The organism is Streptomyces corchorusii (genome assembly GCF_001514055.1).
In the GTDB taxonomy this organism is placed as follows: Bacteria; Actinomycetota; Actinomycetes; order Streptomycetales; family Streptomycetaceae; genus Streptomyces; species Streptomyces olivaceoviridis.
The window spans coordinates 193,074-219,171 of the sequence record NZ_KQ948356.1 but is presented as its reverse complement, the minus strand read 5'-3'; the positions used below and the strand labels follow the sequence as shown (position 1 = coordinate 219,171).

Here is a 26,098-nt window from a genome sequence, read left to right as displayed (position 1 = left end):
TCCACTCAAGTCAGCTGGAGGAATCAACCATGGCACGTGCGGTCGGCATCGACCTGGGCACGACTAACTCCGTCGTCAGCGTTCTGGAGGGCGGCGAGCCCACCGTCATCACCAACGCCGAGGGTGCCCGGACCACGCCGTCCGTCGTCGCCTTCGCCAAGAACGGCGAGGTGCTCGTCGGCGAGGTCGCCAAGCGCCAGGCGGTCACGAACGTGGACCGGACCATCCGCTCGGTGAAGCGCCACATGGGCACCGACTGGAAGATCCAGCTCGACGGCAAGGACTTCAACCCGCAGCAGATCTCCGCGTTCATCCTTCAGAAGCTGAAGCGGGACGCCGAGGCCTACCTGGGCGAGAAGGTCACGGACGCGGTCATCACCGTCCCGGCCTACTTCAACGACTCCGAGCGGCAGGCCACGAAGGAGGCCGGTGAGATCGCCGGTCTGAACGTCCTGCGCATCGTCAACGAGCCCACCGCGGCGGCGCTCGCCTACGGCCTCGACAAGGACGACCAGACGATCCTCGTCTTCGACCTCGGTGGCGGCACCTTCGACGTGTCCCTCCTGGAGATCGGCGACGGCGTCGTCGAGGTGAAGGCCACCAACGGTGACAACCACCTCGGTGGTGACGACTGGGACCAGCGCGTCGTCGACTACCTGGTCAAGCAGTTCCAGTCCGGTCACGGCGTGGACCTGTCCAAGGACAAGATGGCCCTGCAGCGTCTGCGCGAGGCCGCCGAGAAGGCCAAGATCGAGCTGTCCTCCTCGACCGAGACCTCGATCAACCTGCCGTACATCACCGCGTCCGCCGAGGGCCCGCTGCACCTGGACGAGAAGCTCACCCGAGCCCAGTTCCAGCAGCTGACGGCCGACCTGCTGGAGCGCTGCAAGACGCCGTTCCACAACGTCATCAAGGACGCCGGCATCTCCATCAACGACATCGACCACGTCGTGCTCGTCGGTGGCTCCACCCGTATGCCCGCCGTCGCCGAGCTCGTCAAGGAGCTGACCGGCGGCAAGGAGGCCAACAAGGGTGTGAACCCGGACGAGGTCGTCGCCATCGGCGCCTCGCTCCAGGCCGGTGTCCTCAAGGGCGAGGTCAAGGACGTCCTGCTCCTCGACGTCACCCCGCTGTCCCTCGGTATCGAGACCAAGGGCGGCATCATGACCAAGCTGATCGAGCGCAACACCACGATCCCGACCAAGCGGTCCGAGATCTTCACCACGGCCGAGGACAACCAGCCGTCCGTGCAGATCCAGGTCTACCAGGGCGAGCGCGAGATCGCGGCCTACAACAAGAAGCTCGGCATGTTCGAGCTGACCGGTCTGCCGCCGGCGCCGCGTGGCGTCCCGCAGATCGAGGTCTCCTTCGACATCGACGCCAACGGCATCATGCACGTCACGGCGAAGGACCTCGGCACCGGCAAGGAGCAGAAGATGACCGTCACCGGCGGCTCCTCGCTCCCGAAGGAAGAGGTCGACCGCATGCGCGAGGAGGCCGAGCGCTACGCGGAGGAGGACCACAAGCGCCGCGAGGCCGCCGAGGCCCGCAACCAGGGCGAGCAGCTGGTCTACCAGACCGAGAAGTTCCTCAAGGACAACGAGGACAAGGTCCCCGGCGAGATCAAGACCGAGGTCGAGGCCGCGGTCGGCGAGCTGAAGGAAGCCCTCAAGGGCGAGGACACCGCCGAGATCCGCTCCGCCACCGAGAAGGTCGCCGCCGTCTCGCAGAAGCTGGGCCAGGCGCTGTACGCCGACGCCCAGGGCGCGCAGGCCGCGGGCGGCCCCGAGGGCGCGACCGCCGGTGGCGCCAAGGCCGCCGACGACGACGTGGTGGACGCCGAGATCGTGGACGACGAGCGCAAGGACGGTGCCGCGTAATGACGGAGGAGACCCCGGGCTTCGAGGAGAAGCCCGACGTCCCCTCCGGCGCCACCTCCGACGACGCCGAGCCGAAGGCCGCCCCCGAGGAGGGGGCGGCCCCGGCCGGGGACGGACACGCAGAGAACGCCGGTCTGGTCGCCCAGCTGGACCAGGTGCGCACCGCGCTGAACGAGCGCACGGCGGACCTCCAGCGGCTCCAGGCCGAGTACCAGAACTACCGCCGCCGGGTCGAGCGCGACCGGATCGCGGTCAAGGAGATCGCCATCGCGAACCTCCTGACCGAGCTCCTGCCCGTGCTCGACGACATCGGCCGCGCGCGGGAACACGGCGAGCTGGTCGGCGGCTTCAAGTCGGTGGCCGAGTCGCTGGAGACCGTCGCGGCCAAGATGGGCCTCCAGCAGTTCGGCAAGGAGGGCGAGCCCTTCGACCCGACGATCCACGAGGCCCTGATGCACAGCTACGCGCCGGACGTCACCGAGACGACCTGCGTGGCCATCCTGCAACCCGGGTACCGCATCGGCGAGCGCACCATCCGCCCCGCGCGGGTGGCCGTCGCCGAACCGCAGCCCGGCGCGCAGGCCGTCAAGGCCGAGGGCGCCGAGGAGACGCCGGCGGCCGACGACAAGGAGAACGGTGGCCCGGACGAGGGCTGACGTGAACACTGACGGGAAGGAGGGGCGTCGAGGATGAGCACCAAGGACTTCATCGAGAAGGACTACTACAAGGTCCTCGGCGTCCCGAAGGACGCCACCGAGGCCGAGATCAAGAAGGCGTACCGGAAGCTCGCCCGCGAGTTCCACCCGGACGCCAACAAGGGCAACGCCAAGGCGGAGGAGCGCTTCAAGGAGATCTCCGAGGCGAACGACGTCCTCGGCGACCCCAAGAAGCGCAAGGAGTACGACGAGGCGCGCGCGCTGTTCGGCAACGGCGGCTTCCGCCCCGGGCCGGGCGCGGCCGGCGGCTCCTTCAACTTCGACCTGGGCGACCTCTTCGGAGGCGCCGCCCAGGGCGGAGGCTTCGGTGGCGGACTCGGTGACGTCTTCGGGGGCCTGTTCAACCGCGGCGGCGCCGCGGGCACGCGCACCCAGCCCCGGCGCGGCCAGGACATCGAGTCCGAGGTCACGCTGAGCTTCACGGAGGCCATCGAGGGGGCCACGGTGCCCCTGAGGATGTCCTCCCAGGCGCCCTGCAAGGCCTGTTCGGGCACCGGCGACAAGAACGGCACACCGCGCGTGTGCCCGACCTGTGTCGGCACCGGTCAGGTCGCCCGGGGTTCCGGTGGCGGTTTCTCGCTCACCGACCCCTGCCCCGACTGCAAGGGCCGCGGCCTGATGGCCGAGCACCCCTGCCCGGAGTGCAAGGGCAGCGGGCGCGCCAAGTCGTCCCGCACGATGCAGGTCCGCATCCCGGCCGGCGTCACCGACGGGCAGCGGATCCGGCTGCGCGGCAAGGGCGCGCCCGGCGAGCGGGGCGGCCCGGCCGGCGACCTGTACGTGGTCGTCCACGTCGGCGAGCACCCGGTGTTCGGACGCAAGGGCGACAACCTCACCGTCACCGTGCCGGTGACGTATCCCGAGGCGGCTCTCGGCGGCGAGGTGCGGGTGCCGACGCTCGGCGGCCCGCCCGTCACCCTGAAGCTGCCGCCCGGCACGCCCAACGGCCGCACCATGCGCGCCCGGGGCAAGGGCGCGGTCCGCAAGGACGGCACCCGCGGCGACCTCCTGGTCACCGTCGAGGTGCGTGTTCCCACGGACCTGTCGGGGAAGGCTCGTGACGCACTGGAGGCGTATCGCGAGGCGACCGCGGGCGAGGACCCGCGGGCGGAGCTGTTCGAGGCCGCGAAGGGAGCTTGAGAGTGATGGACGGCCGTCGGCGCGTTGACAATTTTCGTGGGCCGTATGAACTGACCGAGGAGACCCCGGTCTACGTCATCTCGGTGGCGGCCCAGCTCTCCGGACTCCACCCGCAGACGCTGCGCCAGTACGACCGCCTGGGCCTGGTCTCGCCCGACCGCACCGCCGGCCGGGGCCGCCGCTACTCGGCCCGTGACATCGAACTGCTCCGCCAGGTGCAGCAGTTGTCGCAGGACGAGGGCATCAACCTGGCCGGAATCAAGCGCATCATCGAACTGGAGAACCAGGTCGCCGCGCTCCAGTCCCGTGTGGCGGAGCTGGAGGCGGCGCTGGACGGCGCGGCGGCGGCGATGCGGCAGCGCGAGGCGGCCGTGCACGCCTCCTACCGGCGCGACCTGGTCCCGTACCAGGAGGTCCAGCAGACCAGCGCGTTGGTGGTGTGGCGGCCGAAACGGCAGCAGCAGGACTGACGCGCACAGGCGCACACGAAGAGGGGCCCGGGATTCCGGGCCCCTCTTCGTGTCTCCCCACGGCTCGTACGGAACCGCCCCGGTTGTACGGGTCTTTGCCGTCGCCATGAACTCCCTTGACGTGGACGGTCCGTAAAGGGTCTTTGAAGGGGGTTTCGCGCGGCCTCCACAAGTGCAGCGGAGCGTGCTGTTGCGCACTCGTTAAGTGATTCTTCTTGACGCCAGGTGTGGCCTGCGCGTTGTCTTTTCAGACACCTGGGCCGTATAGCAACGCCCACGTCCGGAACGCACCTGAAGTGAGCCCTCGCATGCGCCGTATCGCCATATCCGTGGCCGTGTCCACGATGACCCTCTCGCTCGCCGGCTGCGGTGTGCTGAACGTGACGGGGGACGGCGCGAGTGCGAGCCCGACCAAGGGCAACGACATCACGGTGGGCCTGCTGCTGCCGGAGAAGGCGAACACCCGCTACGACAAGTTCGACTACCCCATCATCCGGGACAAGGTGGCCGAACTCACCAAGAAGCAGGGCAAGGTGGAGTACGCCAACGCCGACGCGAGCGCCGCCCGGCAGTCCGAGCAGATGCAGAACATGATCGACGGCAAGGCCGACGTCATCCTCGTCGACGCCGTGGACGCGCACGCCATCGCCGGCGAGGTGAAGAAGGCCAAGGACGCGGGGATCCCGGTCATCGCCTACGACCGTCTCGCCGAGGGCCCGATCGACGCCTACATCTCCTTCGACAACGAACTCGTCGGCGAGGTGCAGGGCCGCACCCTGCTGGAGGCCCTGGGCCCGGGCGCCGACACCTCCGACAAGATCGTCATGATGAACGGGTCGCCCACCGACCCGAACGCCAAGCAGTTCAAGGAGGGCGCGCTCTCCGAGCTGAACGGCAAGGTGGACATCGCGGACAGCTACGACACCGTCAAGTGGAAGCCGGAGAACGCCGAGGCCAACATGGCCAAGGCCATCGCGAAGATCGGCAAGGACAACATCGCCGGCGTCTACTCCGCCAACGACGGCATGGCGGGCGGCATCATCAAGGCCCTGAAGGCGGCCGGTGTCACCGAACTGCCCCCGATCACCGGTCAGGACGCCGAACTGGACGCCGTGCAGCGGGTGCTGGCGGACGAGCAGTACATGAGCGTCTTCAAGTCCTACCCGGACGAGGCCGAGGCCGCCGCGCAGATGGCCGTCACCAAGCTCCAGGGCAAGGACATCCAGTTCGACGCCCTCACCCAGGACCGGGTGGACAGCCCCACCACCAAGGACATCCCGGCCAAGCTGGTCCAGGTCACCGCGCTGACCAAGCGCACCATCAAGGACACGGTCGTCGCGGACGGCATCTACACCGTCGACCAGATCTGCACCGCCAAGTACAAGGCGGCCTGCGCGGCGGTCGGTCTGAAGTAGACGCCGCGTTCCACCCCCGGCCGGCCGCGGTGCGCGGAGCGGACGGTGCCGAAACCCGGACACAGCGGCATTTTCCGGTGGCCGCCGTGGAGGGAGCCGTGTTGCGGACCCGGTTCGGCGCCGCGCATAGTTGCGCCACGGAAGTGGCAGCACACCGGGGGTGGAATGGGCGATGGCCGGGCACGGGGCGGAGGAGCATCCTCACGGTGCCGACCGGCTGTGCGCAGCCGGGGATCGGGTGTACTCGCGTGCCGTGCGCCGGGGGCGGGTGCCGCGCACGGACGCCGAACCGGTGCCCTGCCTGCTGGAGCTCGCCCTGCTGCACCCCGACCCGGACGACATGGACTGGCTGGTGCCGACCTCCCCGCAGGAGGTCATGACCCGGCTGCTGCGCGGGGTCTACGACGAGGTCAGCGCGAGCCAGCGGCGGATGGGCTCGGCGGTGGCCGCGTTCGAGTGGTACGCGGGCCTGGGAAGGCAGCTGAACGCGCTGGCGGCGCCGGCCGAGGGCAGCGCCATCCGGGTCCTGGACGGGCTCTCCCGCATCCAGGCCGCGATGGACGAGGCGACCGAGGCGTGCACCACCGAGGTGCTCACGGTGCAGCCCGGCGGCATCCGGCGGGAGGCGGAGCTCTCCGAGGGCCTGCACCGGGCGCTGGCGCTGCGCGGCCGGGGCGTGCGGATGCGGGACCTGTACACGCATGTGGCCCGGCACGGCCAGGGCCTGCTGAACTACCTTGAGCTGATGGGCGACGCGGTGGAGGCGCGCACCCTGGACGAGGTCATCGACCGGCTCATCCTCTTCGACCGCACGGTGGCGTTCATCCCCGCCAACACCGACCGCACGATGGCCCTGGAGCTGCGCCACCCGGCCCTCATCGCCTACCTGGTGACGATCTTCGAACGGCTGTGGCGCCTGGCGATCCCGCTCACGGCCCCGCTCCCCGACACCGGCATCGAGGGCATCTCGCACCGCGAGCAGTCCATCGCCGCGCTGCTCGCCGAGGGCCACCAGGACGCGGTCATCGCCGAACGCCTGGGCATCAGCGTGCGCACCTGCCGGGCCCACATCGCCCGTCTGTCGGAGACCCTGGGCGCGGCCAGCCGTACCCAACTCGGTGTCCGCATCGCCCAGGTCGGTCTGGACGGGCACCGCCCGCCCCTGCCGACCACCGCCCTCGCCGGTCCGGAGCAGGAACCCCCGGCCGTGTGCTGAGCCCTGGCGGGACCGCGCCTCAGTGCTCCCGGTCGAGGATGCCGGACTGGGCGATGAGGTAGCCGAGCTGCGCGCGGCTGCCGCTGCCGAGGGCCTGGGCCAGCTTGGCGATGTGGGCCCGGCAGGTGCGCACGTTCATGCCGAGACGGCGGGCGATGGCCTCGTCGACATGGCCCTCGACCAGGAGCTTGGCGATGGAGTGCTGGATGTCCGTGATGCCGTCCGGGGCCGTCTCGTAGGGGGCGCCGGTGCTCAGCGGCACGGCGCGGGCCCACATGAACTCGAACACCTTGATCAGGTAGCGCACCAGGCCGGGGTGGCGCAGCTCCAGGGCGACCTGGCGGTCGTCGCGCACGGGGATGAAGGCGACGGTCTCGTCGCAGATGATGAGCCGCTCCACCAGTTCGTCGATGGTGCGGTACTCCACCTTCCCGACGGAGAACTGGGCCACGTACCCGAGGGTCTCGGGGCTGTAGCGGGCGGTGTGCTGGTACAGGGTCCGGATGCGCACGCCGCGTTCGAGGAGGGGGCGGTCGCGTTCCAGGCCCTGGAGGAGGGTGTGTTCCAGCCGGCGGCTGGTCGGCTGCACGGTGAGCACCTCGGAGCGGCACTCGGCCGTCGCCAGGTCGAGGGCGGCGTTGATGCGGTCCAGGCCCTCCAGCACCGAGATGGCGTGGGTGGAGGTGGTGTCCTGGGCGCTGAGCGCCATGAACGGTTCGAAGACCTCGGCCAGTTCGATGGACAGCCGCCTGCGGTCGGAGATCTCGCGCTCGATCGGATTGAGCCGCTGGGCCAGGGCGACCGACGGTGGGGTGGGGCGCAGCCAGTTCGCGTCGTCCGGATCCGGTTGCAGGAGGGCGAACTCCATGAGGCAGGGGGCGGCTTCCGCCTCCGCGCGGGCTATCCGCCCCACGCGCAGCGCCTTGGCGTAAAGGCCGCTAGCCTCCTCGCAGAGTTCGGTCATGGCATGGGGATGTGACGCTTTGGTCCGATTTGTTGGCAAATCTCCACCCCCCAGGGTCCTGAACATGCAGGAACATGATGCACCGATCGTGTGGCCATGACGTGCCCAAATGAGACATCGTCTTGTTCGACGGGGGAAGAGGGGACCTTCAAGTGAGGACGAAGCCGAATATGCGCAACAAATTGCTTCGGTCGATGCTTGCCGTCGCCTTCTCCACCGTTGTGGCCATTGGCGCGCTGAGTGGCCTCTCCGGTGCGAAGCGTGACGCCGCGGGCGATACGACCTGGGGAGTGGCTCCCCGGACAGTCGCCATGAGTGACGGCAGCACCGGGACGGCTCATTCCGATGGTGTGGACGACACCACCTGGGGCTGACTGATGACTACTCCACCCGACGACCGGTCCTTCCGTCGCGAAATGGCCACCGCCTACCGCTCCGGCTGGCACTTCATCGACCTGGTCACGGCCATCCCGCACAGTGGTGACTCGCTGATGGTCACCGTGTTCGGTGAGCCGGTCGTCGTCACGCGGGACGAGGACGGGGATGTGCGGGCGTACCGGTGCCTGCGCAAGCCGCGTGGCGCGCCCCAGCCGGTGCGCTGTGCCATCCGGTACGGAATGATCTTTGTGAACCTGGACCGGCGGGACCACCGGCTGTCCGAGCCGGCGCCGTCCGACGTACGAACCATCTCGGCCACCCCCCGCAGTGCCTGACGCGATTCCCCCGTCGTAACAGATCGCTCAGGTGCTTCCCCCCGCAGCGGCGTCACCGTGACCTGAACACGGTGACGCCGCTGCAGTTTGCGGCGACATTTCGGGGTATGGGGGTACTCCACGGTGGCCGGAAACCGCCGGGCGCCGGCCGTGCTCGTCAGCCGCGCCCCAGTACCCGCTCCACCTCGATCTCGATCACCACCCGGGACGGGTTCGGCGAGGGCGTCCGCTCGTACCGCTCCGCGTACCGCCGCTCCGCCTCCGCGACCCGCTCCGGCTCGGCGCGCACCCGCGCCCGCCCCTCCAGCGTCGCCCAGCGCCGGCCGTCCACCTGGCACACCGCCACCCGCGCCCCCTCGGCCCCGGCCGCGCGCACATGGGCCACCTTCGTGCTGGTCCTGTTGGTGATCACCCGGGCCAGCCGCGCCGGGGCGTCGTAGGTCACCCCCACCGGCACCACGTGCGGGCTGCCGTCGGGGCGCAGGGTCGTCAGGGTGCACAGATGCCGTTCGCGCCAGAAGGCGAGGTACGGCTCGTCCGGGGCAGCCGGATCCTGGGAGTACGAGGCCATGCCGTGCAACCTAACCGACACCGCCGGGACCCGTGCGCGGCCCGCCTTGAGTGGAATAGACTCAAGTTTGTGTACGTTGGTTGAGGCAGGACCGTCGGGTAGGAGGAGAACGCACACGTGGACGCCGAGCTGACCAACAGGAGCCGGGACGCGATCAACGCGGCGAGCAATCGTGCCCTCACCGAGGGGCACCCGGATCTCACCCCCGCTCACCTGCTGCTGGCTCTGCTCCAGGGGCAGGACAACGAGAACATCACCGACCTGCTCGCGGCCGTCGAGGCCGACCAGGTCGCCGTACGCTCCGGCGCGGAGCGCATCCTCGCCGGTCTGCCCAGCGTGACCGGGTCCACCGTCGCGCCTCCGCAGCCGAACCGCGAGCTGCTCGCCGTGATCGCGGAGGCCACCGAGCGCGCCAAGGCGCTCGGCGACGAGTACCTGTCCACCGAGCACATGCTCATCGGCATCGCCGCGAAGGGCGGCGCCGCCGGGGACGTGCTCAAGGAGCAGGGCGCCGATGCGAAGAAACTTCAGGAGGCCTTCCAGAAGGCCAGGGGAGGACGCCGCGTGACCACCGCCGACCCGGAGGGCCAGTACAAGGCCCTGGAGAAGTTCGGCACCGACTTCACCGCCGCCGCCCGCGAGGGCCGGCTCGACCCGGTCATCGGGCGGGACCAGGAGATCCGGCGGGTCGTGCAGGTGCTGAGCCGCCGTACGAAGAACAACCCCGTCCTCATCGGTGAGCCGGGCGTCGGCAAGACCGCCGTCGTCGAGGGGCTCGCCCAGCGGATCGTCAAGGGCGACGTGCCCGAGTCGCTGAAGGACAAGCGGCTGGTCGCGCTAGACCTCGGCGCGATGGTGGCCGGCGCCAAGTACCGCGGCGAGTTCGAGGAGCGCCTCAAGGCCGTCCTGTCGGAGATCAAGGAGTCCGACGGGCAGATCATCACCTTCATCGACGAGCTGCACACCGTCGTGGGCGCCGGTGCCGGCGGCGACTCCGCCATGGACGCGGGCAACATGCTGAAGCCGATGCTCGCGCGCGGTGAGCTGCGCATGATCGGCGCGACCACGCTGGACGAGTACCGGGAGCGGATCGAGAAGGACCCGGCGCTGGAGCGCCGCTTCCAGCAGGTCTTCGTCGGCGAGCCGAGCGTCGAGGACACCATCGCGATCCTGCGCGGGCTCAAGGGGCGCTACGAGGCCCACCACAAGGTGCAGATCAACGACTCCGCGCTGGTGGCCGCCGCGACCCTGTCCGACCGGTACATCACCTCCCGCTTCCTGCCGGACAAGGCCATCGACCTCGTCGACGAGGCGGCCTCCCGGCTGCGCATGGAGATCGACTCCTCGCCCGTGGAGATCGACGAGCTCCAGCGCTCCGTCGACCGGCTGCGGATGGAGGAGCTGGCCCTCAGCAAGGAGACCGACCCGGCCTCCGTCGCCCGTCTGGAGAAGCTGCGCCGCGACCTCGCCGACAAGGAGGAGGAGCTGCGCGGCCTGACCGCCCGCTGGGAGAAGGAGAAGCAGTCCCTCAACCGGGTCGGCGAGCTCAAGGAGCGCCTGGACGACCTGCGCGGACAGGCCGAACGGGCCCAGCGCGACGGCGACTTCGACACCGCGGCCAAGCTGCTGTACGGCGAGATCCCGCAGCTGGAGAAGGAGCTGGAGGCCGCCTCCGCCGCCGAGGAGGAGGTCGCCACGGACACCATGGTCAAGGAGGAGGTCGGCTCCGACGACATCGCCGACGTCGTCGCCGCCTGGACCGGCATCCCCGCCGGGCGCCTGCTGGAGGGCGAGACCCAGAAGCTGCTGCGCATGGAGGAGGAGATCGGCAAGCGGCTCATCGGCCAGGGCGAGGCCGTACGGGCCGTGTCGGACGCCGTACGCCGCTCGCGGGCCGGTATCGCCGACCCCGACCGGCCCACCGGGTCCTTCCTCTTCCTCGGCCCGACCGGTGTCGGCAAGACCGAACTGGCCAAGGCGCTGGCGGACTTCCTCTTCGACGACGAGCGGGCCATGATCCGCATCGACATGTCGGAGTACGGCGAGAAGCACAGCGTGGCCCGGCTGGTCGGCGCGCCCCCCGGGTACGTCGGCTACGAGGAGGGCGGCCAGCTCACCGAGGCCGTGCGCCGGCGCCCGTACAGCGTGATCCTGCTGGACGAGGTGGAGAAGGCCCACCCGGAGGTCTTCGACATCCTGCTCCAGGTGCTGGACGACGGACGGCTGACGGACGGTCAGGGCCGTACGGTCGACTTCCGCAACACCATCCTGGTCCTCACCTCCAACCTGGGCAGCCACTTCCTGATGGACCCGCTGACCACCGAGGAGCAGAAGAAGGAGCAGGTGCTGGAGACCGTCCGGGCCTCCTTCAAGCCGGAGTTCCTCAACCGGCTGGACGACCTCGTGGTCTTCTCGGCGCTCACCAAGCCCGAGCTGGAGCGGATCGCGGCGCTCCAGATCGACCGGCTGGCCCAGCGGCTGGCCGAGCGGCAGCTCACCCTGGACGTCACCCCGCAGGCGCTGGCCTGGCTGGCGGAGGAGGGCCTGGACCCGGCCTACGGCGCCCGGCCGCTGCGCCGGCTGGTGCAGAGCGCCATCGGCGACCGGCTCGCCAAGGAGATCCTGTCCGGCGAGGTCAAGGACGGCGACACGGTCCGCGTGGACCGCTTCGGCGAGGGCCTGCTGGTCGGCCCCGCGACGGAGAAGACCCTGTAGCCGCACGCGGCCCCACCACGGCCCCTCGTCCCGGCCCTGCGCCGGGACGAGGGGCCGCCGTCGTGCGGGCCGCTCAGACGCCGCTCATGGCGTCGTACAGGGACCAGAGGAACCACACCGGGAAGGCCAGGCAGCCCCACCACAGGACCCACAGGGCCGCTCGCACCGCTCCGGGTATGCGCATGACCGCATCATCACCCGCCCCGGCCCCGCCGGCTCCCTTTCCGCCCTCGGCTGACAGGCGGCACGGGGTTGCCATCCCCCGCCCCTCCTGGGGGAGGATGGCGGCATCCGCATGAAGGGAAAATCACGGTGAGCATCGACCCGTCCTCGATTCCGAACTTCGGGGGCCAGCCCGAACCGCAGCCCCAAGGACCGGCGGGCCCCGTCCTCCCGGATCAGGACCTGGTGAAGCAGCTTCTCGACCAGATGGAGCTGAAGTACGTCGTCGACGAGGAGGGTGACCTCGCCGCGCCGTGGGAGCAGTTCCGCACTTACTTCATGTTCCGGGGAGAGGCCGAACAGGCGATCTTCTCGGTGCGGACCTTCTACGACCGCCCCCACAAGATCGACGAGAAGCCGCAGCTGCTGGAGTCGATCGACGACTGGAACCGCCGCACCCTGTGGCCCAAGGTGTACACCCACACCCACGACGACGGCACCGTCCGTCTGATCGGCGAGGCCCAGATGCTGATCGGCACGGGCGTCGACATCAACCACTTCGTCTCCTCCACGGTCAGCTGGGTGCGGGCCGCGATCGAGTTCGACAAGTGGCTGGTCGAGCAGCTCGGCCTGGAGCAGGAGGTCAACGACTCCGAGCAGCCCGAGGACGACGGGGAGTAACCCGGACCCGGCCGGTCCGGGGGCCTTCGCGCCCCCGGACCGGAAATCCGCGCGCTCACATGCGCCGCAGCCGCTCCGCCGCCTCGCGCAGGACGTCCTCCCGCTTGCAGAAGGCGAACCGCACGAACGGCGCCCCGGCCTCCCGGTCGTCGTAGAAGACCGCGTTCGGGATGGCCACGACGCCCGCCCGCTCCGGCAGCGCGCGGCAGAAGGCGAAGCCGTCCTTCTCGCCCAGGGGCCGGATGTCGGTGGTGATGAAGTACGTCCCGGCCGGCCGGAACACCTCGAAGCCCGCCGCCGTCAGCCCCTCCGCCAGGATCTCCCGGCGCGCCAGCATGCCCCGGCGGAACTCCTCGAAGTAGGAGTCGGGCAGGGCGAGGGCCTCGGCCACCGCGTACTGGAAGGGGCCCGAGGAGACGTACGTCAGGAACTGCTTCACCGCGCGGACCGCGCTGACCAGCTCCGGCGCGGCCGTCACCCAGCCGACCTTCCAGCCGGTGAACGAGAAGGTCTTGCCGGCCGAACCGATGGCGACCGTCCGCTCCCGCATCCCGGGGAACCCGGCCAGCGGCAGGTGTTCGGCGCCGTCGAAGACCAGGTGCTCGTAGACCTCGTCGGTCACCACCAGCAGATCGCGCTCCACCGCCAGCTCGGCGACGGCGGCCAGCTCCGCGCGCGTGAGGACGGTGCCGGTGGGGTTGTGCGGGGTGTTGATCAGCAGCAGCCGGGTGCGGTCGGTGACCGCCGCGCGCAGCTCGTCCAGGTCCAGCCGGAAGCTGCCCTCGTGCGGGCGCAGGGTGACCGGCACCCGGGTGCCGCCCGCCATCGCGATGCTCGCCGCGTACGAGTCGTAGTACGGCTCCAGTGCCACCACCTCGTCCCCCGGCTCGACCAGCGCCAGCAGCGCGGCGGCGATGGCCTCGGTCGCGCCCGCCGTGACCAGCACCTCGGTGTCGGGGTCGTAGGACAGGCCGTAGCGGCGCTGCTGGTGCGCGGCGATCGCGGTACGCAGCTCGGGGACGCCGGGGCCGGGCGGGTACTGGTTGCCGCGGCCGTCGCGCAGCGCGCGCACGGCGGCCTCCCGGATCTCCTCGGGGCCGTCGGTGTCGGGGAAGCCCTGGCCCAGGTTGATCGACCCGGTCGCCACGGCGAGCGCCGACATCTCGGCGAAGATCGTCGTCCCGAAAGCGGCGAGCCGGCGGTTCAGGTGGGGGCGTGCGCTGGAGGTCATGCCGGTCATCCTGCGCTCAAGCTCTGGAGTTCCTCAACTCTGCTTTGCGCTCCGGCGCGGCCGGGCATCCCCCGGTCACCGCGGTAGGACGCGGTAACGGCGAGGCGCCCACGGGGGGCCGCTTCGGGGGAACGGAAGGAGGGTGGCGCCATGACCGTCGGCATCATCCTGGCGGTGGCCGTGGTTCTGGTCATCGCGGCGGCGGCGGGCCGCAACCGCCGCAACCGGCGCGTCGGAGTGCGGCTCGGCAAGGGCGGCCGGCGGAACCGCGCGTACCGCGGTTCGGCGTCGTCGTCGGCGGCCTACGCGGGCAGCGGGGGCGACAACAGCTGGTGGGCCGGCGGCGGCGACTCCGGCTCGTCCGGCGGGCACGGGGGTCACGGCGGGCACGGGGGACACGGGGGTCACTCCTGCGGGGGCAACTCCTCGTGCGGCGGGGGTTCGTCGTGCGGTGGGGGCTCGTCCTGCGGCGGGGGTTCGTCGTGCGGCGGCGGGGGCGGATGCGGCGGAGGCGGCTGACACGGGGCAGCCGAGCTTCCGGAACGGGGGGATCCGCATCCGGGTCGCACACGGCCGGGCGGCCGTCGGGGGAGACCTCCCGGCGGGCGCCCGGCCGCGTCCGTTCCCCGCGCCCGGCGTACGCCGGGGTTGAACAGTTGAGCTGTGGAGCCCTCTGAGGGATGGAAAGCCCACGAAGTTGGGTAAAAACGCTGTGGCGGCGCCACTGTTCATGATTCCCTCTAAATCGCCAACGCAGCCCCTCGGACGTCCCCCAGGCTCCCCACCCCGGCCGGGCCGGCTGGGCTGACATGGCCGATCTCCCCCTCCTTGCGTGTTAGCGGAGCCGATCCATGCTCACGACCCTGAACACCACCTACACCGATACGCGCGCTGCGGATCTCGCCTGGGCCCTGGGACGCGAGCCGCTGCCCGCCCTGGCCACCCTCGATCTCGAACTCACCGGCGCGAAACTACAGTTGAGGCTGCTCGGCGCGTCCCACCAGGTACTCCTGGAGGAAGAGCGAGGCCGCTGCTCGGAGACGGTCGCCTGTATCCCCGGCTCCAGCACCCCGCTGCCGCTGGGCGTCGCCAAGCGCGTCGGCGACTGGGAGTACGAGTTCGCCGCCCGCGTGGAGGTGCTCACGCCCGGCTCGTTCGCGGGCCGCGCCCAGGAGCTGCTGGCCCTCGTCTCCGACCACCCGCACGGCCTCGCCGGAGTCTTCCCGGGCAGCCCGCACGCCTTCACCGCGATGCTGGCCCAGCACCAGGAGGGCCAGGTGCACTGGCGCACCTGGCACGCCTACCCGCAGGACGGCCAGCTGGTGGCCACCCGGACTCGGGTCGGGGCACGGAAGCGGACGGCGGCCCGGCACCCCGCGGCGACATAAACCCGCACTGCGTCAACCGCCCCCAGATCCACACGTGTGGGTGACGAAGCGTGCCCGGCGAGTGACGTAACGTCGCAGCGTGATCGAACCGCACGCCCCCGCGCCCCCGGGCGCCCCGCCCTCCTGGACAGGCCCCGCCCGGCTGCCCGTCCGGCCCGGCACCGGGCGGTTCCTGGTCCTCGTGTGCGTCTTCGTCTGCGCGGCCTGCGGACTCGTGTACGAACTCGAACTCGTCGCCTTCGCCTCGTACTTGATGGGCGACCCGGTCACCCAGGCCTCCGTGGTGCTCTCCGTGATGGTGTTCGCGATGGGCATCGGCTCGCTCGGCGCCAAGCGGCTGCGCTGCCACGCGGCGGCCGGATTCGGCGCGGTCGAGTCGGCCCTCGCGCTGATCGGCGGGTGCAGCGCCATGGCCCTGTACGCCGTCTTCGCCTGGACCGCCGGCTGGGGCGGGATGTGGGCCGACGGGCCGCGCTGCCTCCTGGTCGCCTTCTCGCTCGCCATCGGCCTGCTCATCGGCGCCGAGGTCCCGCTGCTGATGGAGCTGATCCAGCGCATCCGCCGGCAGGACGCGGGCGGCGCGGTGGCCGACCTGTTCGCCGCGGACTACGTGGGCGCGCTGGTCGGCGGACTCGCCTTCCCGTTCCTCCTGCTGCCGTTCCTCGGCCAGTTGACGGGCGCCCTGCTGACGGGGACGGTCAACGTCGTCGCGGGCGGCGCCCTGGTCCTCGGCCTCTTCCGCCGCGACCTCACCCGCCGCGCCCGCTGGACCCTGCTCCTCGCCGGGCTCATCGTCCTCGGCGTCCTCGCCTGCGCCGCCGCCCTCGCCGGCGACTTCGAACGGGCCGCCCGGCGCGCCGTCTACGGCCCGGACGTCCGGGTGGCCGTGCAGACCGGCGTGCAGGAGGTCGTCCTCGCCGGCGGCACCCACGGCGAACCCCTCGACCTCTTCCTCGACGGCCGCCTCCGGGTCGGCGGCCGGGACGAGCACCGCTACCACGAGGCCCTGGTCCGGCCGGCCCTGACCGGCCCGCACACGCGCGTGCTGATCCTCGGCGGCGGCGACGGCCTGGCCGCCCGCGAGGTGCTGCGCCACCCCGGGGTGCGCCGCCTGGACATCGTCGAACTCGACCCCGGCCTGGTACGGCTGGCCCGCCGCGACCCCGGCCTGTCCGCCCTCAACGGGCACGCGCTCGCCGACCCGCGCGTGCGGGTGACCACGGCCGACGCGCTCACCTGGCTGCGGGAGGCGCGCGGACCGGCGTACGACGTCGTGATCAGCGACCTGCCCGACCCCGGGATCACCGCGGGCGCCAAGCTGTACTCCCAGGAGTTCTACGGCCTGGCCCGCCGCGTCCTGGCCCCGGGCGGCCGCCTGGTGGTGCACGCGGGGCCGGTCGCCGCCCGGCCCCGCGCCTTCTGGACCGTCGCCGCCACCCTGCGCGCCGCCGGTTTCGCCGTCTCGCCCTACCGGGTGCCCGGCCACGGCTCCGCCTGCGCGGCCGGACCCGAGGCGTCCCGGGCGCCACACGACTGGGGGTTCCTGCTGGCGGCGCGCGGGGACGCCGCGCCCGCTCTGCGCGTGGGCCGCGGGCGCGCGGGGACCTTGACGCAGGCCGGGCTGACGGCGGACGCGCGGGCGGCGGAACGGACGCGGGTGTCCGGGGTGCCGGTGTCGACACTGGTGCATCCGAGGTACTGAGCGGCCGCACGGCCGGGTGAGTTCCGGCGACAACTGGGTAGGCTCCACGGACATGGAGCACCAGGTCTTCGTCCCGGCCCCCGCCGCGCGGATCGGCGCGGCACTGGCCGACCAGACACGCGTGGCCCGGGCCGTTCCCGGCCTGCAACAGGACGCCGGTGCCGAACCGATCACCGGCCGGCTCAAGCTGCGGGTCGGCGGACACTCCGTCACCTACCGCGGCACGGCCCGGGTGACCGCCCGCGAGGACGGCACGTACGCCGTCGTGGGCGACGCCGCCGAGGCGCGCGGCACCGGCGCGGTCAAGCTCGCCCTGACCCTGCGCCTCGCGGAGGCCGAGGGCGGCTGCACGGTCACGGCCGAGGGCACGGCGGACGCGACCGGCCGGATCTCGGAACTGCCGGCGGAGACGGTGGCCGCGGCGGCGACCCGGCTGCTGGGCCGGTTCCTGGAGTCGCTGGCCGCCGGTGCCGGTGCGGACGCCGACGCGGGCGCTCGGCCTAAGCCCCCCGCCGGCGCCCCCCACACCTCCGTCTTCGACACCGAGGTCCCCCCGTCCGCCCTGGCCCCGGACGCGGACGAAGACCTCGACACGGACACCGGCACGGACGCGGACGCCGACACCGACACCGACACCGACACCGACACCGACACCGGGATCGTCACCGCCTCCACCGACCGCCCCTCCGGCGACTTCGCCGAGACCGGCGAACCCCCCGCCGAGGCCGCGCACGCCCGCCGCACGATGATCGGCCGCAGCGCCGAGGAGGTCGACCACGCTCCGCCGCGCGGTCGCTACGCCCCCGTCCCGGCGCCGCAGACGGTCACGGCGACCTCGGCTCTGCGCTGGGCGGCACCGGCGGCGGCACTGGCCGTGGCGTCGGCGATCGTCGTGAGCAAGGCACTGCGGAAACGCCGCTGAGCGGACGCACCCCCCGAGGGCGCGGTCGGCACCGTTCTCCCCCCAGTACTGTCGTCCCGTGAGTAACGAAGACATCACGCTGACCGCAGGCGAAGCGGAAGCACGCGTCAGCCCGGCCAACGGCGGCCGTATCAGCAGCCTCAAGATCGGCTCCCTGGAACTGCTGAGGCAGGGGGACCGCTACGGCTGCTTCCCGATGGTGCCCTGGTGCGGCCGGATCCGGGACGGCCGCTTCCTGGACGGCGGCACCGTCCGCCAGATGCCGCTCAACTCCCCGCCGCACGCCATCCACGGCACCGCCCGCGACGGCGCCTGGCGCACCGCGCGCGTCTCGGAGAACGAGGCGGTGATCACGTACGAGCTGACCGACCCCTGGCCGCACCCCGGCCGCGTCACCCAGATCGCCACCCTCGCCGAGGACGGCCTGACGCTGACGATGTCCGTGGAGACGTACGACGACTCCTTCCCGGCGCAGCTCGGCTGGCACCCGTGGTTCCACCGCAACCTCGGCGGCGAGGACGTCCGGCTGGACTTCGAGCCCGCCTGGCAGGAGGAGCGCGGCGCCGACCACCTGCCCACCGGCAACCGCGTCGAGGCGCGGCCGGGCCCCTGGGACGACTGCTTCGGCATGCCCGGCGGCGTCGACGTCACCCTCACCTGGCCCGGGCAGCTGGAGCTGAAGGTGGCGAGCCGGGAGGAGTGGGTGGTGGTCTACGACGAGCAGGCCGAGGCCGTCTGCGTGGAGCCGCAGACCGGACCGCCCAACGGACTGAACACCCTCCCGCGCCTGGTCACCCCGCTGGACCCGCTGGAAGCCGGGACGACCTGGAGCTGGCGCCGGCTCTAAGCTGGTCGGCATGACGGACGTCAACGAAGTAATGCCGCCAGGCACACGCGGCGCGCTGCTGCAACAGATCAAGGACAAGGCCGTGGTGCACGGCAGGGTGACCCTCTCCTCCGGTCTGGAGGCCGACTACTACGTCGACCTGCGCCGCGTCACCCTCGACGGCGAGGCCGCGCCGCTGGTCGGTCAGGTCCTGCTGGACCTGACCGCGGACCTTGAGTTCGACGCGGTCGGCGGGCTCACCATGGGCGCCGACCCGGTCGCCGCCGCCATGCTGCACGCCGCCGCCGCGCGCGGGCGCAAGCTCGACGCGTTCGTCGTCCGCAAGGCCGCCAAGGCGCACGGGCTCCAGCGGCGCGTCGAGGGCCCGGACATCGCGGGCCGCCGGGTCCTGGTGGTGGAGGACACCTCCACCACCGGCGGTTCCCCGCTGACCGCCGTCGAGGCCGTCCGCGAGGCCGGTGCCGAGGTCGTCGCCGTCGCGACCATCGTGGACCGGGCGACCGGCGCCGCCGAGAAGATCGAGGCCGGAGCGGGCGTTCCGTACCGGTTCGCCTTCTCGAAGGATGAACTGGGTCTGGACTGACCGGGCGGTTTGACCTGCACTTGACCGGGGCGCCGACCCAGCACTCCATGTCTGGAAAGATGGGGCCGACGATGACGTCGCACCCCAGGTCTAGGTCAGGGCCGTAACGCAGAACGCCAACCCGCAACACAAGGAGCGGACAGGATGCCCATCGCAACCCCCGAGGTCTACAACGAGATGCTCGACCGGGCGAAGGCAGGCAAGTTCGCCTACCCGGCCATCAACGTGACCTCCTCGCAGACCCTGAACGCGGCCCTGCGCGGCTTCGCGGAGGCGGAGAGCGACGGCATCGTCCAGATCTCGACCGGCGGGGCCGAGTTCCTCGGCGGGCAGTACAGCAAGGACATGGTGACCGGCGCCGTCGCCCTCGCCGAGTTCGCGCACGTCCTCGCCGAGAAGTACCCGGTCAACATCGCCCTGCACACCGACCACTGCCCGAAGGACAAGCTCGACGGGTACGTGCGTCCGCTGCTCGCGATCTCCGAGGAGCGCGTCAAGGCCGGCCGCAACCCGCTGTTCCAGTCGCACATGTGGGACGGCTCCGCCGAGACCCTCGCCGACAACCTCTCCATCGCCCAGGAGCTGCTGGAGCGCGCCCACGCCGCCAAGATCATCCTGGAGGTGGAGATCACCCCGACCGGCGGCGAGGAGGACGGCGTCTCCCACGAGATCAACGACGAGCTGTACACCACCGTCGACGACGCGATCCGCACCGCCGAGGCCCTGGGCCTGGGCGAGAAGGGCCGCTACCTGCTGGCCGCCTCCTTCGGCAACGTGCACGGCGTGTACAAGCCGGGCAACGTCGTGCTGCGCCCGGAGCTGCTGAAGGAGCTGAGCGAGGGCGTCGCCGCCAGGTTCGGCAAGGCCTCCCCGTTCGACTTCGTCTTCCACGGCGGCTCCGGCTCCACCGAGCAGGAGATCCAGACCGCGCTGGAGAACGGCGTGGTGAAGATGAACCTCGACACGGACACCCAGTACGCCTTCACCCGTCCGGTCGCCGGCCACATGTTCCAGAACTACGACGGCGTCCTGAAGGTCGACGGCGAGGTCGGCAACAAGAAGGCCTACGACCCGCGCACGTGGGGCAAGCTGGCCGAGGCGGGCATGGCCGCGCGCGTCGTCCAGGCCACGCAGAACCTGCGCTCGGCGGGCAACAAGATCAAGTAAGCGCTGCGGCGTTCCAGCGGGCCCGGCGGCTGTCCATGCCGCCGGGCCCGTGTATACCTGGGGGCATGCCCGACGTCCGGCTCGCCTCGCCCCAGGGCAAGTGGATCCTGCTCACCACTGTCCTCGGCTCCAGCATGGCCATGCTGGACTCCACCGTCGTCAACGTCGCCCTGCCGCGCATCGGCCAGGACCTGGACGCCAGCCTCGCCGCCCTCCAGTGGACGGTCAACGCGTACATGGTCACGCTGGCCGGCCTGATCCTGCTGGGCGGCTCGCTGGGCGACCGCTACGGCCGCCGGAAGATCTTCGTCCTCGGGGTCGTCTGGTTCGCGGCGGCCTCCCTGCTGTGCGGCCTGGCCCCCACCTCCGGGATCCTCATCGCCGCCCGCGCCCTCCAGGGCATCGGCGGCGCCCTGCTCACGCCCGGCTCGCTCGCCCTCATCCAGGCGTCCTTCCACCCCGACGACCGCAGCCGGGCGGTCGGCCTGTGGTCCGGCTTCGGCGGGATCGGCGCCGCCGTCGGCCCCTTCCTCGGCGGCTGGCTGGTGACCGGACCCGGCTGGCGCTGGGTGTTCCTCCTCAACGTGCCCGTGGCGCTGCTGTGCGCGCCGATCGCGCTGCGGCACGTGCCGGAATCCGCCGACCAGCGCGCCCACGGCCGCTTCGACGTCCTGGGCGCGGCCCTCGGGGCGCTGTCCCTCGCCCTCCTGACGTACGCGCTGATCGAGGCCCGGGGCGGCTCCCTGGCGGTCGCCCTGACCGGGGCGGCGGGCCTCGCGGCGGCGGTGGCCTTCGTGTACGTCGAGCGGCACCGGCCCGACCCGATGCTCCCGCCGGACATCTTCGCCTCGCGGCAGTTCACGGCGGTCAATCTCGTCACCCTGTGCGTGTACGCGGCCTTCGGCGGCTTCTTCTTCCTCACCGCGCTCCAGCTCCAGGTCGTGGCCGGCTACTCGCCGCTCGCCGCCGGTACGGCCCTGCTGCCCACCACCGCCCTGATGCTGCTGTTCTCCTCCCGCTCGGGCGCGCTCGCCGACCGCACCGGGCCGCGGCTGCCGCTGACGGTGGGCCCGCTGCTGTGCGCGGCGGCGATGCTGCTGATGCTGCGGGTGGGGAAGGGGGCGGACTACCTGACCGACGTGCTCCCGGCCCTCCTGGTGATGGGCGCCGGCATGGTCATCCTGGTCGCGCCCCTGACGGCCACGGTCCTCGCCTCCGTCGACACCGCCCGGGCGGGCCTGGCCAGCGGCATCAACAACGCGGCGGCGCGGGCGGCGGGGCTGGTGGCGGTGGCGGCGCTGCCGCTGCTGGCGGGGATGGGGCCGGAGGCGTACCGGTCGCCCACGGCGTTCGACGCGGCGTTCGACCGGGCGATGCCGATTTGCGCGGGGGTGCTGGTACTGGGTTCGGCGCTCGCGTTCGCCCTGGTCCGCCGGCCGGCACCGGGGTGCCGGCGACCGGAGTGCCGGACCCACGGCAACGTGACGGCTCCGCCGCTGGAAGCCGACAGGCCGGGGTGAGCGGCGGTTCCCTTCGGCGGTGGTCCGGTGGGGGGTTGCGGGCGCGTGGGTTCCGGGCGTCCCTGGTCGTTCGGCCGAGGGCCGGTGGGGGCTGGTCGCGCAGTTCCCCGCGCCCCTTCGGGGCGCTCATGCGGCGCGGTTGCCCGTGGCCCTTCGGGGCGCTCAAGCAGGCCGTCGTACCCGTGCGTCAAACTGAAGCCATGACGATTCACGAGAACCTGCTCGGCGGTCCGCCCCCCACCCACCTCCCCGACGACCCGGAGCCCCGCGAGGCCCTGGCGAGCGGCGCCGCGCCGGCGGACGTCGCCGCCAAGTACCCCGCCTCCTCCCTCGCCTGGGCGCAACTCGCCGACGAGGCGTTCGAGCGGGGCTCGGTCGTGGAGTCGTACGCCTACGCCCGCACGGGCTACCACCGGGGCCTCGACGCCCTGCGCCGCAGCGGCTGGAAGGGCCACGGCCCGGTGCCGTGGGAGCACGAGCCGAACCGCGGCTTCCTGCGCGCCCTGCACGCCCTCGCCCGCGCCGCGCAGGCGATCGGCGAGCAGGAGGAGTACGAGCGCTGCACGCAGTTCCTGAAGGACTCCTCGCCGACGGCGGCCCAGACCCTGGGCTGACCCGCGGATGACGCAGGAGTCCGCCCTGGCCCCGCGCCGTGACGGCTCTGCCGGGGCGCGGAGGCCGGGGCCCATGGGGCTGTCGCGGGACTTCTGGCTGGTGTGGACCGCGGCGGCGGTCTCCGGGCTCGGTGACGGGCTGGAGCTGAGCGCGTTCCCCCTGCTGGCCACGCACTGGACCCGTGACCCGGTGCTCGTCTCCGCGGCCGCCGCCGCGACGGAGGCGCCCTGGCTGTTCCTCGGGCTGCTGGTGGGCGGGCTGGTCGACCGCTGGGACCGCAGGAAGGTGCTGCTGATCGCCGACAGCTGCCGCGCGCTGCTCGTGGCGGCCCTGGCGGCTGCCGTGGCGTGCGACGTGGGGAACATCTGGCTGCTGCTGGTCGTGCTGTTCGCCCTGGGGTCGGCGCAGATCTTCTTCGACACCTCCATGCAGGCGGTGATCCCCGCCGTGGCCGGGACCGGCTCGCTGGTCCGGGCCAACAGCCTCCTCCACGGCAGTGCGACCGTGCTCGTCCAGTTCGCGGGACCGGCCGCGGGTGCCGCCCTGTTCGCGGTGGCACGCTGGCTGCCGGCCGGTATCGACGCGGTCAGTTACCTGCTGGGGGTGGCCCTGCTGGCGGGCGTCCGGGGCCGCTTCCGCCCGGCGCGGACCTCCGCACCGGAGGGGACCGCGTCCTTGCGGCACAGCGTCGCCGAGGGGCTGCGCTGGCTGCGCGACGACCGGGTGGTCCGGGTGCTCGCCCTGGCGACGGTCCTGCTGGGCATGGGCAGCGCCGCCGCCTGGGGTGTCATGGTCCTGTTCGCCCGGCACCAGTGGCACCTCGGCGGCACGGGCTACGGACTGCTCCTGACGGCGAGCGCCGTGGGCAGCGTCGCCGGCTCCCTGGTCGCCGCCCCGCTGGCCCGGCGGCTTCCCCACCGGCTCCTGCTGGCCGGTTCCGCCGCCGGTTCGGCGACGGCCTTCGGCCTGCTCACCGTCGCCCGCCCGGCCGCGCTCGCCGCGGCCCTGCTGGCCGTGAACGGGCTGATGGTGGTGGTGTGGAACGTGGTCACGGTCTCCGAACGGCAGGCCCGCATCCCGGACGCGCTCACCGGACGGGTGACCGCCGCGTACCGGGTCCTCGCGTGGGGCAGCATGCCGGTCGGCGGACTCCTCGGCGGCGCGCTGGCCTCCGCCCTCGGTCTGCGCGCGGCCCTGGCGGCGGGGGCCCTCCTGCTCGCCCTGGCCGCCCTGCTGGTCGCCGGCGGACGCGCTCCCCTCGGCGGCGGCGCCCGGCAGGAGGCATGATCGCCCTTGCCGTATCGGGGGTGATTGCGGAGGATTCCGTATGGGGACCGGGGCCCCCGTGCCGGCATCGGCAGGGGCGGACCGCTACCCGGAGTGACAACAGGAGACAGCGATGTCCCAACAGGCTCACCCCCCTTACGAGGCCGCTGAGCCCGAGACCCCGAATCTCGATTTCGCGGGGACGACGCCGTACGAGGACTACGTCAAGGCGGACGTCCTCACCCATCTCCAGCACACCCTCTCCGACGACCCCGGAGAGATGGTCTTCCTGGTGACCACCCAGGTCATGGAGCTGTGGTTCACGGTCATCGTGCACGAGTGGGAGACGGCCGCGCGGGCGCTGCGCGCGGACGACGTGCCGACCGCGCTCGCCGCGCTGAAGCGTTCCGTGCGCGAGCTGGAGGCCCTGAACGCCTCCTGGAAGCCGCTCGGACAGCTGACCCCGGCGCAGTTCAACTCCTACCGCGGCGCGCTCGGCGAGGGCTCCGGCTTCCAGTCGGCGATGTACCGGCGCCTGGAGTTCCTGCTCGGCGAGAAGTCCGCGTCCATGCTCGTCCCGCACCGCGGCGCCCCGCGCGTCCACGCGGAACTGGAGAAGGCGCTGCACGAGCCGAGCCTGTACGACGAGGTGGTACGGCTCCTCGCGCGCCGCGGCCACGCGATCCCCGACTCCGTGCTGCACCGCGACGTCTCCGCGCGTCACGAGCCTTCCGACGCCGTCGAGGCGGCCTGGGCGGAGATCTACTCCGGCGACCAGGACGCCGAACTCGCCCGCCTCGGCGAGGCGTTGAGCGACGTGGCCGAACTGGTCTGGCGCTGGCGCAACGACCACCTGGTCGCCACCCGGCGCGCGATGGGCGCCAAGGCCGGCACGGGCGGCTCCGCCGGTGTGGCCTGGCTGGAGAAGCGCGCCCGCAAGAACGTGTTCCCCGAGCTGTGGACGGCGAGGTCCCATGTCTGAACTGCCCCAGCTCGCGAAGGAACTGGACCAGGCCGACGAACTGGCGCCCCTGCGCGACCGTTTCGTCCTCGACTCCGCGTCCGGTGACGCGGCCGGCCCCGCGGGCGTCTACCTGGACGGCAACTCCCTCGGCGCCCTGCCCGCGCACGTCCCCGACCGGGTCGCGGACGTCGTCCGCCGCCAGTGGGGCGAACTGCGCATCCGCTCCTGGGAGGAGAGCGGCTGGTGGACGGCGCCCGAGCGGATCGGCGACCGGATCGCCCCGCTGGTCGGCGCGGCGCCCGGCCAGATCGTCGTCGGCGACTCGACCAGCGTCAACGTCTTCAAGGCACTGGTCGCCGCGATCCGCATGGCGGACGCCGGCCGCGACGAGATCCTGGTGGACGCCACGACCTTCCCCACCGACGGCTACATCGCCGAGTCGGCGGCCCGGCTCACCGGCCGCACCCTGCGCGCGGTGACCCCGGCCGAGGTGCCGGCGGCGCTGGGCGACCGCACGGCCGCCGTGCTGCTCAACCACGTCGACTACCGCACCGGCCGGCTGCACGACCTCCCGGCGCTCACCGCCGCGGTGCACGCCTGCGGGGCCCTCGCGGTCTGGGACCTGTGCCACAGCGCGGGCGCGCTGCCGGTGGGCCTGGACGAGCACGGCGTGGACCTCGCGGTCGGCTGCACCTACAAGTACCTGAACGGCGGCCCGGGTTCACCGGCGTACCTGTACGTGCGGCGGGAACTCCAGGACCGCTTCGACTCCCCGCTGCCCGGCTGGAACTCCCACGCCGAGCCGTTCGGCATGAGTCCGTCGTACGCCCCGGCGGCGGGCGCGGTGCGCGGCCGGGTCGGCACCCCGGACATCCTCTCCCTGCTGGCGCTGGAGGCCGCCCTGGACGTCTGGGACGGGGTGTCCGTCGACGCCGTCCGCGCCAAGTCCCTGGCGCTGACGGACTTCTTCCTGCGGTGCGTGGACGAGTACACCGAGCCGGGCCGGGTGGAGTGCGTGACCCCCGGGCCGCACGCGGAGCGCGGCAGCCAGATCGCGCTGCGCTGCCCGGACGCGGGCGAGGTGATGAAGCGCCTGATCGCCCGGGGCGTGGTGGGAGACTTCCGCCACCCCGACATCCTCCGCTTCGGCTTCACCCCGCTGTACGTGAGCTTCCGGGACGCGGAACGGGCGGCACGGACGCTGGGGGAGGAACTGGCGTAGGACGGCGGGTGCGAGGCGCCCGGGGCAG

General features: G+C 72.1%; 25 protein-coding genes. 22 read left to right on the top strand and 3 right to left on the bottom strand.

What is annotated here, in order from left to right; translation table 11 throughout:
• Positions 1–29: 29 nt before the first annotated feature.
• From dnaK to AQJ11_RS16495, 6 genes are all read left to right on the top strand, one after another.
• On the top strand, positions 30–1,880 hold the full coding sequence (gene dnaK / locus AQJ11_RS16520) for a molecular chaperone DnaK (protein WP_059263564.1): 1,851 nt from the start codon (positions 30–32) through the stop codon (positions 1,878–1,880).
• A complete protein-coding gene (gene grpE, locus AQJ11_RS16515) occupies positions 1,880–2,536 on the top strand; it encodes a nucleotide exchange factor GrpE (RefSeq protein WP_059263563.1) in 657 nt (218 codons plus the stop codon). The genes dnaK and grpE overlap by 1 nt, the downstream gene beginning before the upstream one ends.
• 33 nt (positions 2,537–2,569) lie before the next feature.
• Positions 2,570–3,736 (top strand): molecular chaperone DnaJ, encoded by a 1,167-nt coding sequence (gene dnaJ / locus AQJ11_RS16510; protein ID WP_014673952.1) that lies wholly within the window; start codon positions 2,570–2,572, stop codon positions 3,734–3,736.
• A 5-nt stretch (positions 3,737–3,741) separates the two neighbouring features.
• The gene (locus tag AQJ11_RS16505; RefSeq protein WP_041665970.1) at positions 3,742–4,206 is read left to right on the top strand and encodes a heat shock protein transcriptional repressor HspR; all 465 of its coding nucleotides are present in this window, start codon (positions 3,742–3,744) and stop codon (positions 4,204–4,206) included.
• A gap of 308 nt (positions 4,207–4,514) precedes the next feature.
• Entirely contained in the window at positions 4,515–5,621 is a 1,107-nt protein-coding gene (locus tag AQJ11_RS16500; RefSeq protein ID WP_014673954.1) for a sugar ABC transporter substrate-binding protein, read from the top strand.
• 172 nt (positions 5,622–5,793) lie between these two features.
• A complete protein-coding gene (locus AQJ11_RS16495) occupies positions 5,794–6,837 on the top strand; it encodes a helix-turn-helix transcriptional regulator (protein WP_051009710.1) in 1,044 nt (347 codons plus the stop codon).
• Positions 6,838–6,856: 19 nt separating this feature from the next.
• Here AQJ11_RS16495 and AQJ11_RS16490 read toward each other — a convergent pair whose 3' ends face one another.
• The gene (locus AQJ11_RS16490; RefSeq protein ID WP_382568022.1) at positions 6,857–7,801 is read right to left on the bottom strand and encodes a helix-turn-helix transcriptional regulator; all 945 of its coding nucleotides are present in this window, start codon (positions 7,799–7,801) and stop codon (positions 6,857–6,859) included.
• A 170-nt stretch (positions 7,802–7,971) separates the two neighbouring features.
• Here AQJ11_RS16490 and AQJ11_RS16485 point away from each other — a divergent pair, with 170 nt between their 5' ends.
• Together AQJ11_RS16485 and AQJ11_RS16480 are read left to right on the top strand one after the other, a co-directional pair.
• Positions 7,972–8,175 carry a hypothetical protein gene (locus AQJ11_RS16485; RefSeq protein ID WP_041665386.1) on the top strand — a complete coding sequence of 68 codons (204 nt, stop codon included), beginning with the start codon at positions 7,972–7,974 and terminating at the stop codon, positions 8,173–8,175.
• 3 nt (positions 8,176–8,178) lie between these two features.
• Positions 8,179–8,514, top strand: a complete 336-nt coding sequence (locus tag AQJ11_RS16480) for a Rieske (2Fe-2S) protein (RefSeq protein ID WP_041665387.1) — start codon at positions 8,179–8,181, stop codon at positions 8,512–8,514.
• Positions 8,515–8,671: 157 nt separating this feature from the next.
• Here the strand turns inward: AQJ11_RS16480 and AQJ11_RS16475 are convergent, their stop codons facing one another.
• On the bottom strand, positions 8,672–9,085 hold the full coding sequence (locus AQJ11_RS16475) for a pyridoxamine 5'-phosphate oxidase family protein (protein ID WP_014673958.1): 414 nt from the start codon (positions 9,083–9,085) through the stop codon (positions 8,672–8,674).
• A 117-nt stretch (positions 9,086–9,202) separates the two neighbouring features.
• Between AQJ11_RS16475 and clpB the strand changes: the two genes are divergently transcribed.
• Positions 9,203–11,800, top strand: coding sequence for an ATP-dependent chaperone ClpB (gene clpB, locus AQJ11_RS16470; RefSeq protein ID WP_014673959.1), 2,598 nt, complete (start codon positions 9,203–9,205; stop codon positions 11,798–11,800).
• A 312-nt stretch (positions 11,801–12,112) separates the two neighbouring features.
• A complete protein-coding gene (locus tag AQJ11_RS16465) occupies positions 12,113–12,643 on the top strand; it encodes a type III secretion system chaperone family protein (RefSeq protein ID WP_015493304.1) in 531 nt (176 codons plus the stop codon).
• Between the two features lie 55 nt (positions 12,644–12,698).
• Here the strand turns inward: AQJ11_RS16465 and AQJ11_RS16460 are convergent, their stop codons facing one another.
• Positions 12,699–13,883, bottom strand: a complete 1,185-nt coding sequence (locus tag AQJ11_RS16460; protein WP_014673961.1) for a pyridoxal phosphate-dependent aminotransferase — start codon at positions 13,881–13,883, stop codon at positions 12,699–12,701.
• Positions 13,884–14,024: 141 nt separating this feature from the next.
• On the opposite strand from AQJ11_RS16460, the gene AQJ11_RS16455 reads away from it, so the two are divergent.
• From AQJ11_RS16455 to kynU, 12 genes are all read left to right on the top strand, one after another.
• Positions 14,025–14,393: a hypothetical protein gene (locus AQJ11_RS16455; RefSeq protein WP_059263562.1), complete on the top strand. Its 369-nt coding sequence runs from the start codon at positions 14,025–14,027 to the stop codon at positions 14,391–14,393.
• Positions 14,394–14,725: 332 nt separating this feature from the next.
• A complete protein-coding gene (locus tag AQJ11_RS16450) occupies positions 14,726–15,262 on the top strand; it encodes a DUF2617 family protein (RefSeq protein WP_014673962.1) in 537 nt (178 codons plus the stop codon).
• Between the two features lie 79 nt (positions 15,263–15,341).
• Positions 15,342–16,964, top strand: coding sequence for a polyamine aminopropyltransferase (locus AQJ11_RS16445; protein ID WP_059263561.1), 1,623 nt, complete (start codon positions 15,342–15,344; stop codon positions 16,962–16,964).
• Positions 16,965–17,016: 52 nt separating this feature from the next.
• Positions 17,017–17,886 carry an SRPBCC family protein gene (locus AQJ11_RS16440; protein WP_059263772.1) on the top strand — a complete coding sequence of 290 codons (870 nt, stop codon included), beginning with the start codon at positions 17,017–17,019 and terminating at the stop codon, positions 17,884–17,886.
• A gap of 58 nt (positions 17,887–17,944) precedes the next feature.
• Positions 17,945–18,733, top strand: coding sequence for an aldose epimerase family protein (locus tag AQJ11_RS16435; RefSeq protein WP_014673965.1), 789 nt, complete (start codon positions 17,945–17,947; stop codon positions 18,731–18,733).
• A 10-nt stretch (positions 18,734–18,743) separates the two neighbouring features.
• Entirely contained in the window at positions 18,744–19,316 is a 573-nt protein-coding gene (pyrE, locus tag AQJ11_RS16430) for an orotate phosphoribosyltransferase (RefSeq protein WP_059263560.1), read from the top strand.
• 144 nt (positions 19,317–19,460) lie between these two features.
• Positions 19,461–20,483 carry a class II fructose-bisphosphate aldolase gene (gene fbaA / locus AQJ11_RS16425; RefSeq protein WP_059263559.1) on the top strand — a complete coding sequence of 341 codons (1,023 nt, stop codon included), beginning with the start codon at positions 19,461–19,463 and terminating at the stop codon, positions 20,481–20,483.
• A 65-nt stretch (positions 20,484–20,548) separates the two neighbouring features.
• Positions 20,549–22,003, top strand: a complete 1,455-nt coding sequence (locus AQJ11_RS16420; RefSeq protein WP_014673968.1) for an MFS transporter — start codon at positions 20,549–20,551, stop codon at positions 22,001–22,003.
• A 200-nt stretch (positions 22,004–22,203) separates the two neighbouring features.
• The gene (locus AQJ11_RS16415; protein ID WP_014673969.1) at positions 22,204–22,617 is read left to right on the top strand and encodes a DUF3151 domain-containing protein; all 414 of its coding nucleotides are present in this window, start codon (positions 22,204–22,206) and stop codon (positions 22,615–22,617) included.
• A gap of 73 nt (positions 22,618–22,690) precedes the next feature.
• On the top strand, positions 22,691–23,905 hold the full coding sequence (locus AQJ11_RS16410) for an MFS transporter (protein ID WP_059263558.1): 1,215 nt from the start codon (positions 22,691–22,693) through the stop codon (positions 23,903–23,905).
• A 112-nt stretch (positions 23,906–24,017) separates the two neighbouring features.
• A complete protein-coding gene (locus AQJ11_RS16405) occupies positions 24,018–24,866 on the top strand; it encodes a tryptophan 2,3-dioxygenase family protein (protein ID WP_059263557.1) in 849 nt (282 codons plus the stop codon).
• Positions 24,859–26,070, top strand: coding sequence for a kynureninase (gene kynU / locus AQJ11_RS16400; protein WP_059263556.1), 1,212 nt, complete (start codon positions 24,859–24,861; stop codon positions 26,068–26,070). Before AQJ11_RS16405 ends, kynU begins: the two co-directional genes overlap by 8 nt.
• The last annotated feature ends 28 nt before the right edge of the window (positions 26,071–26,098 follow it).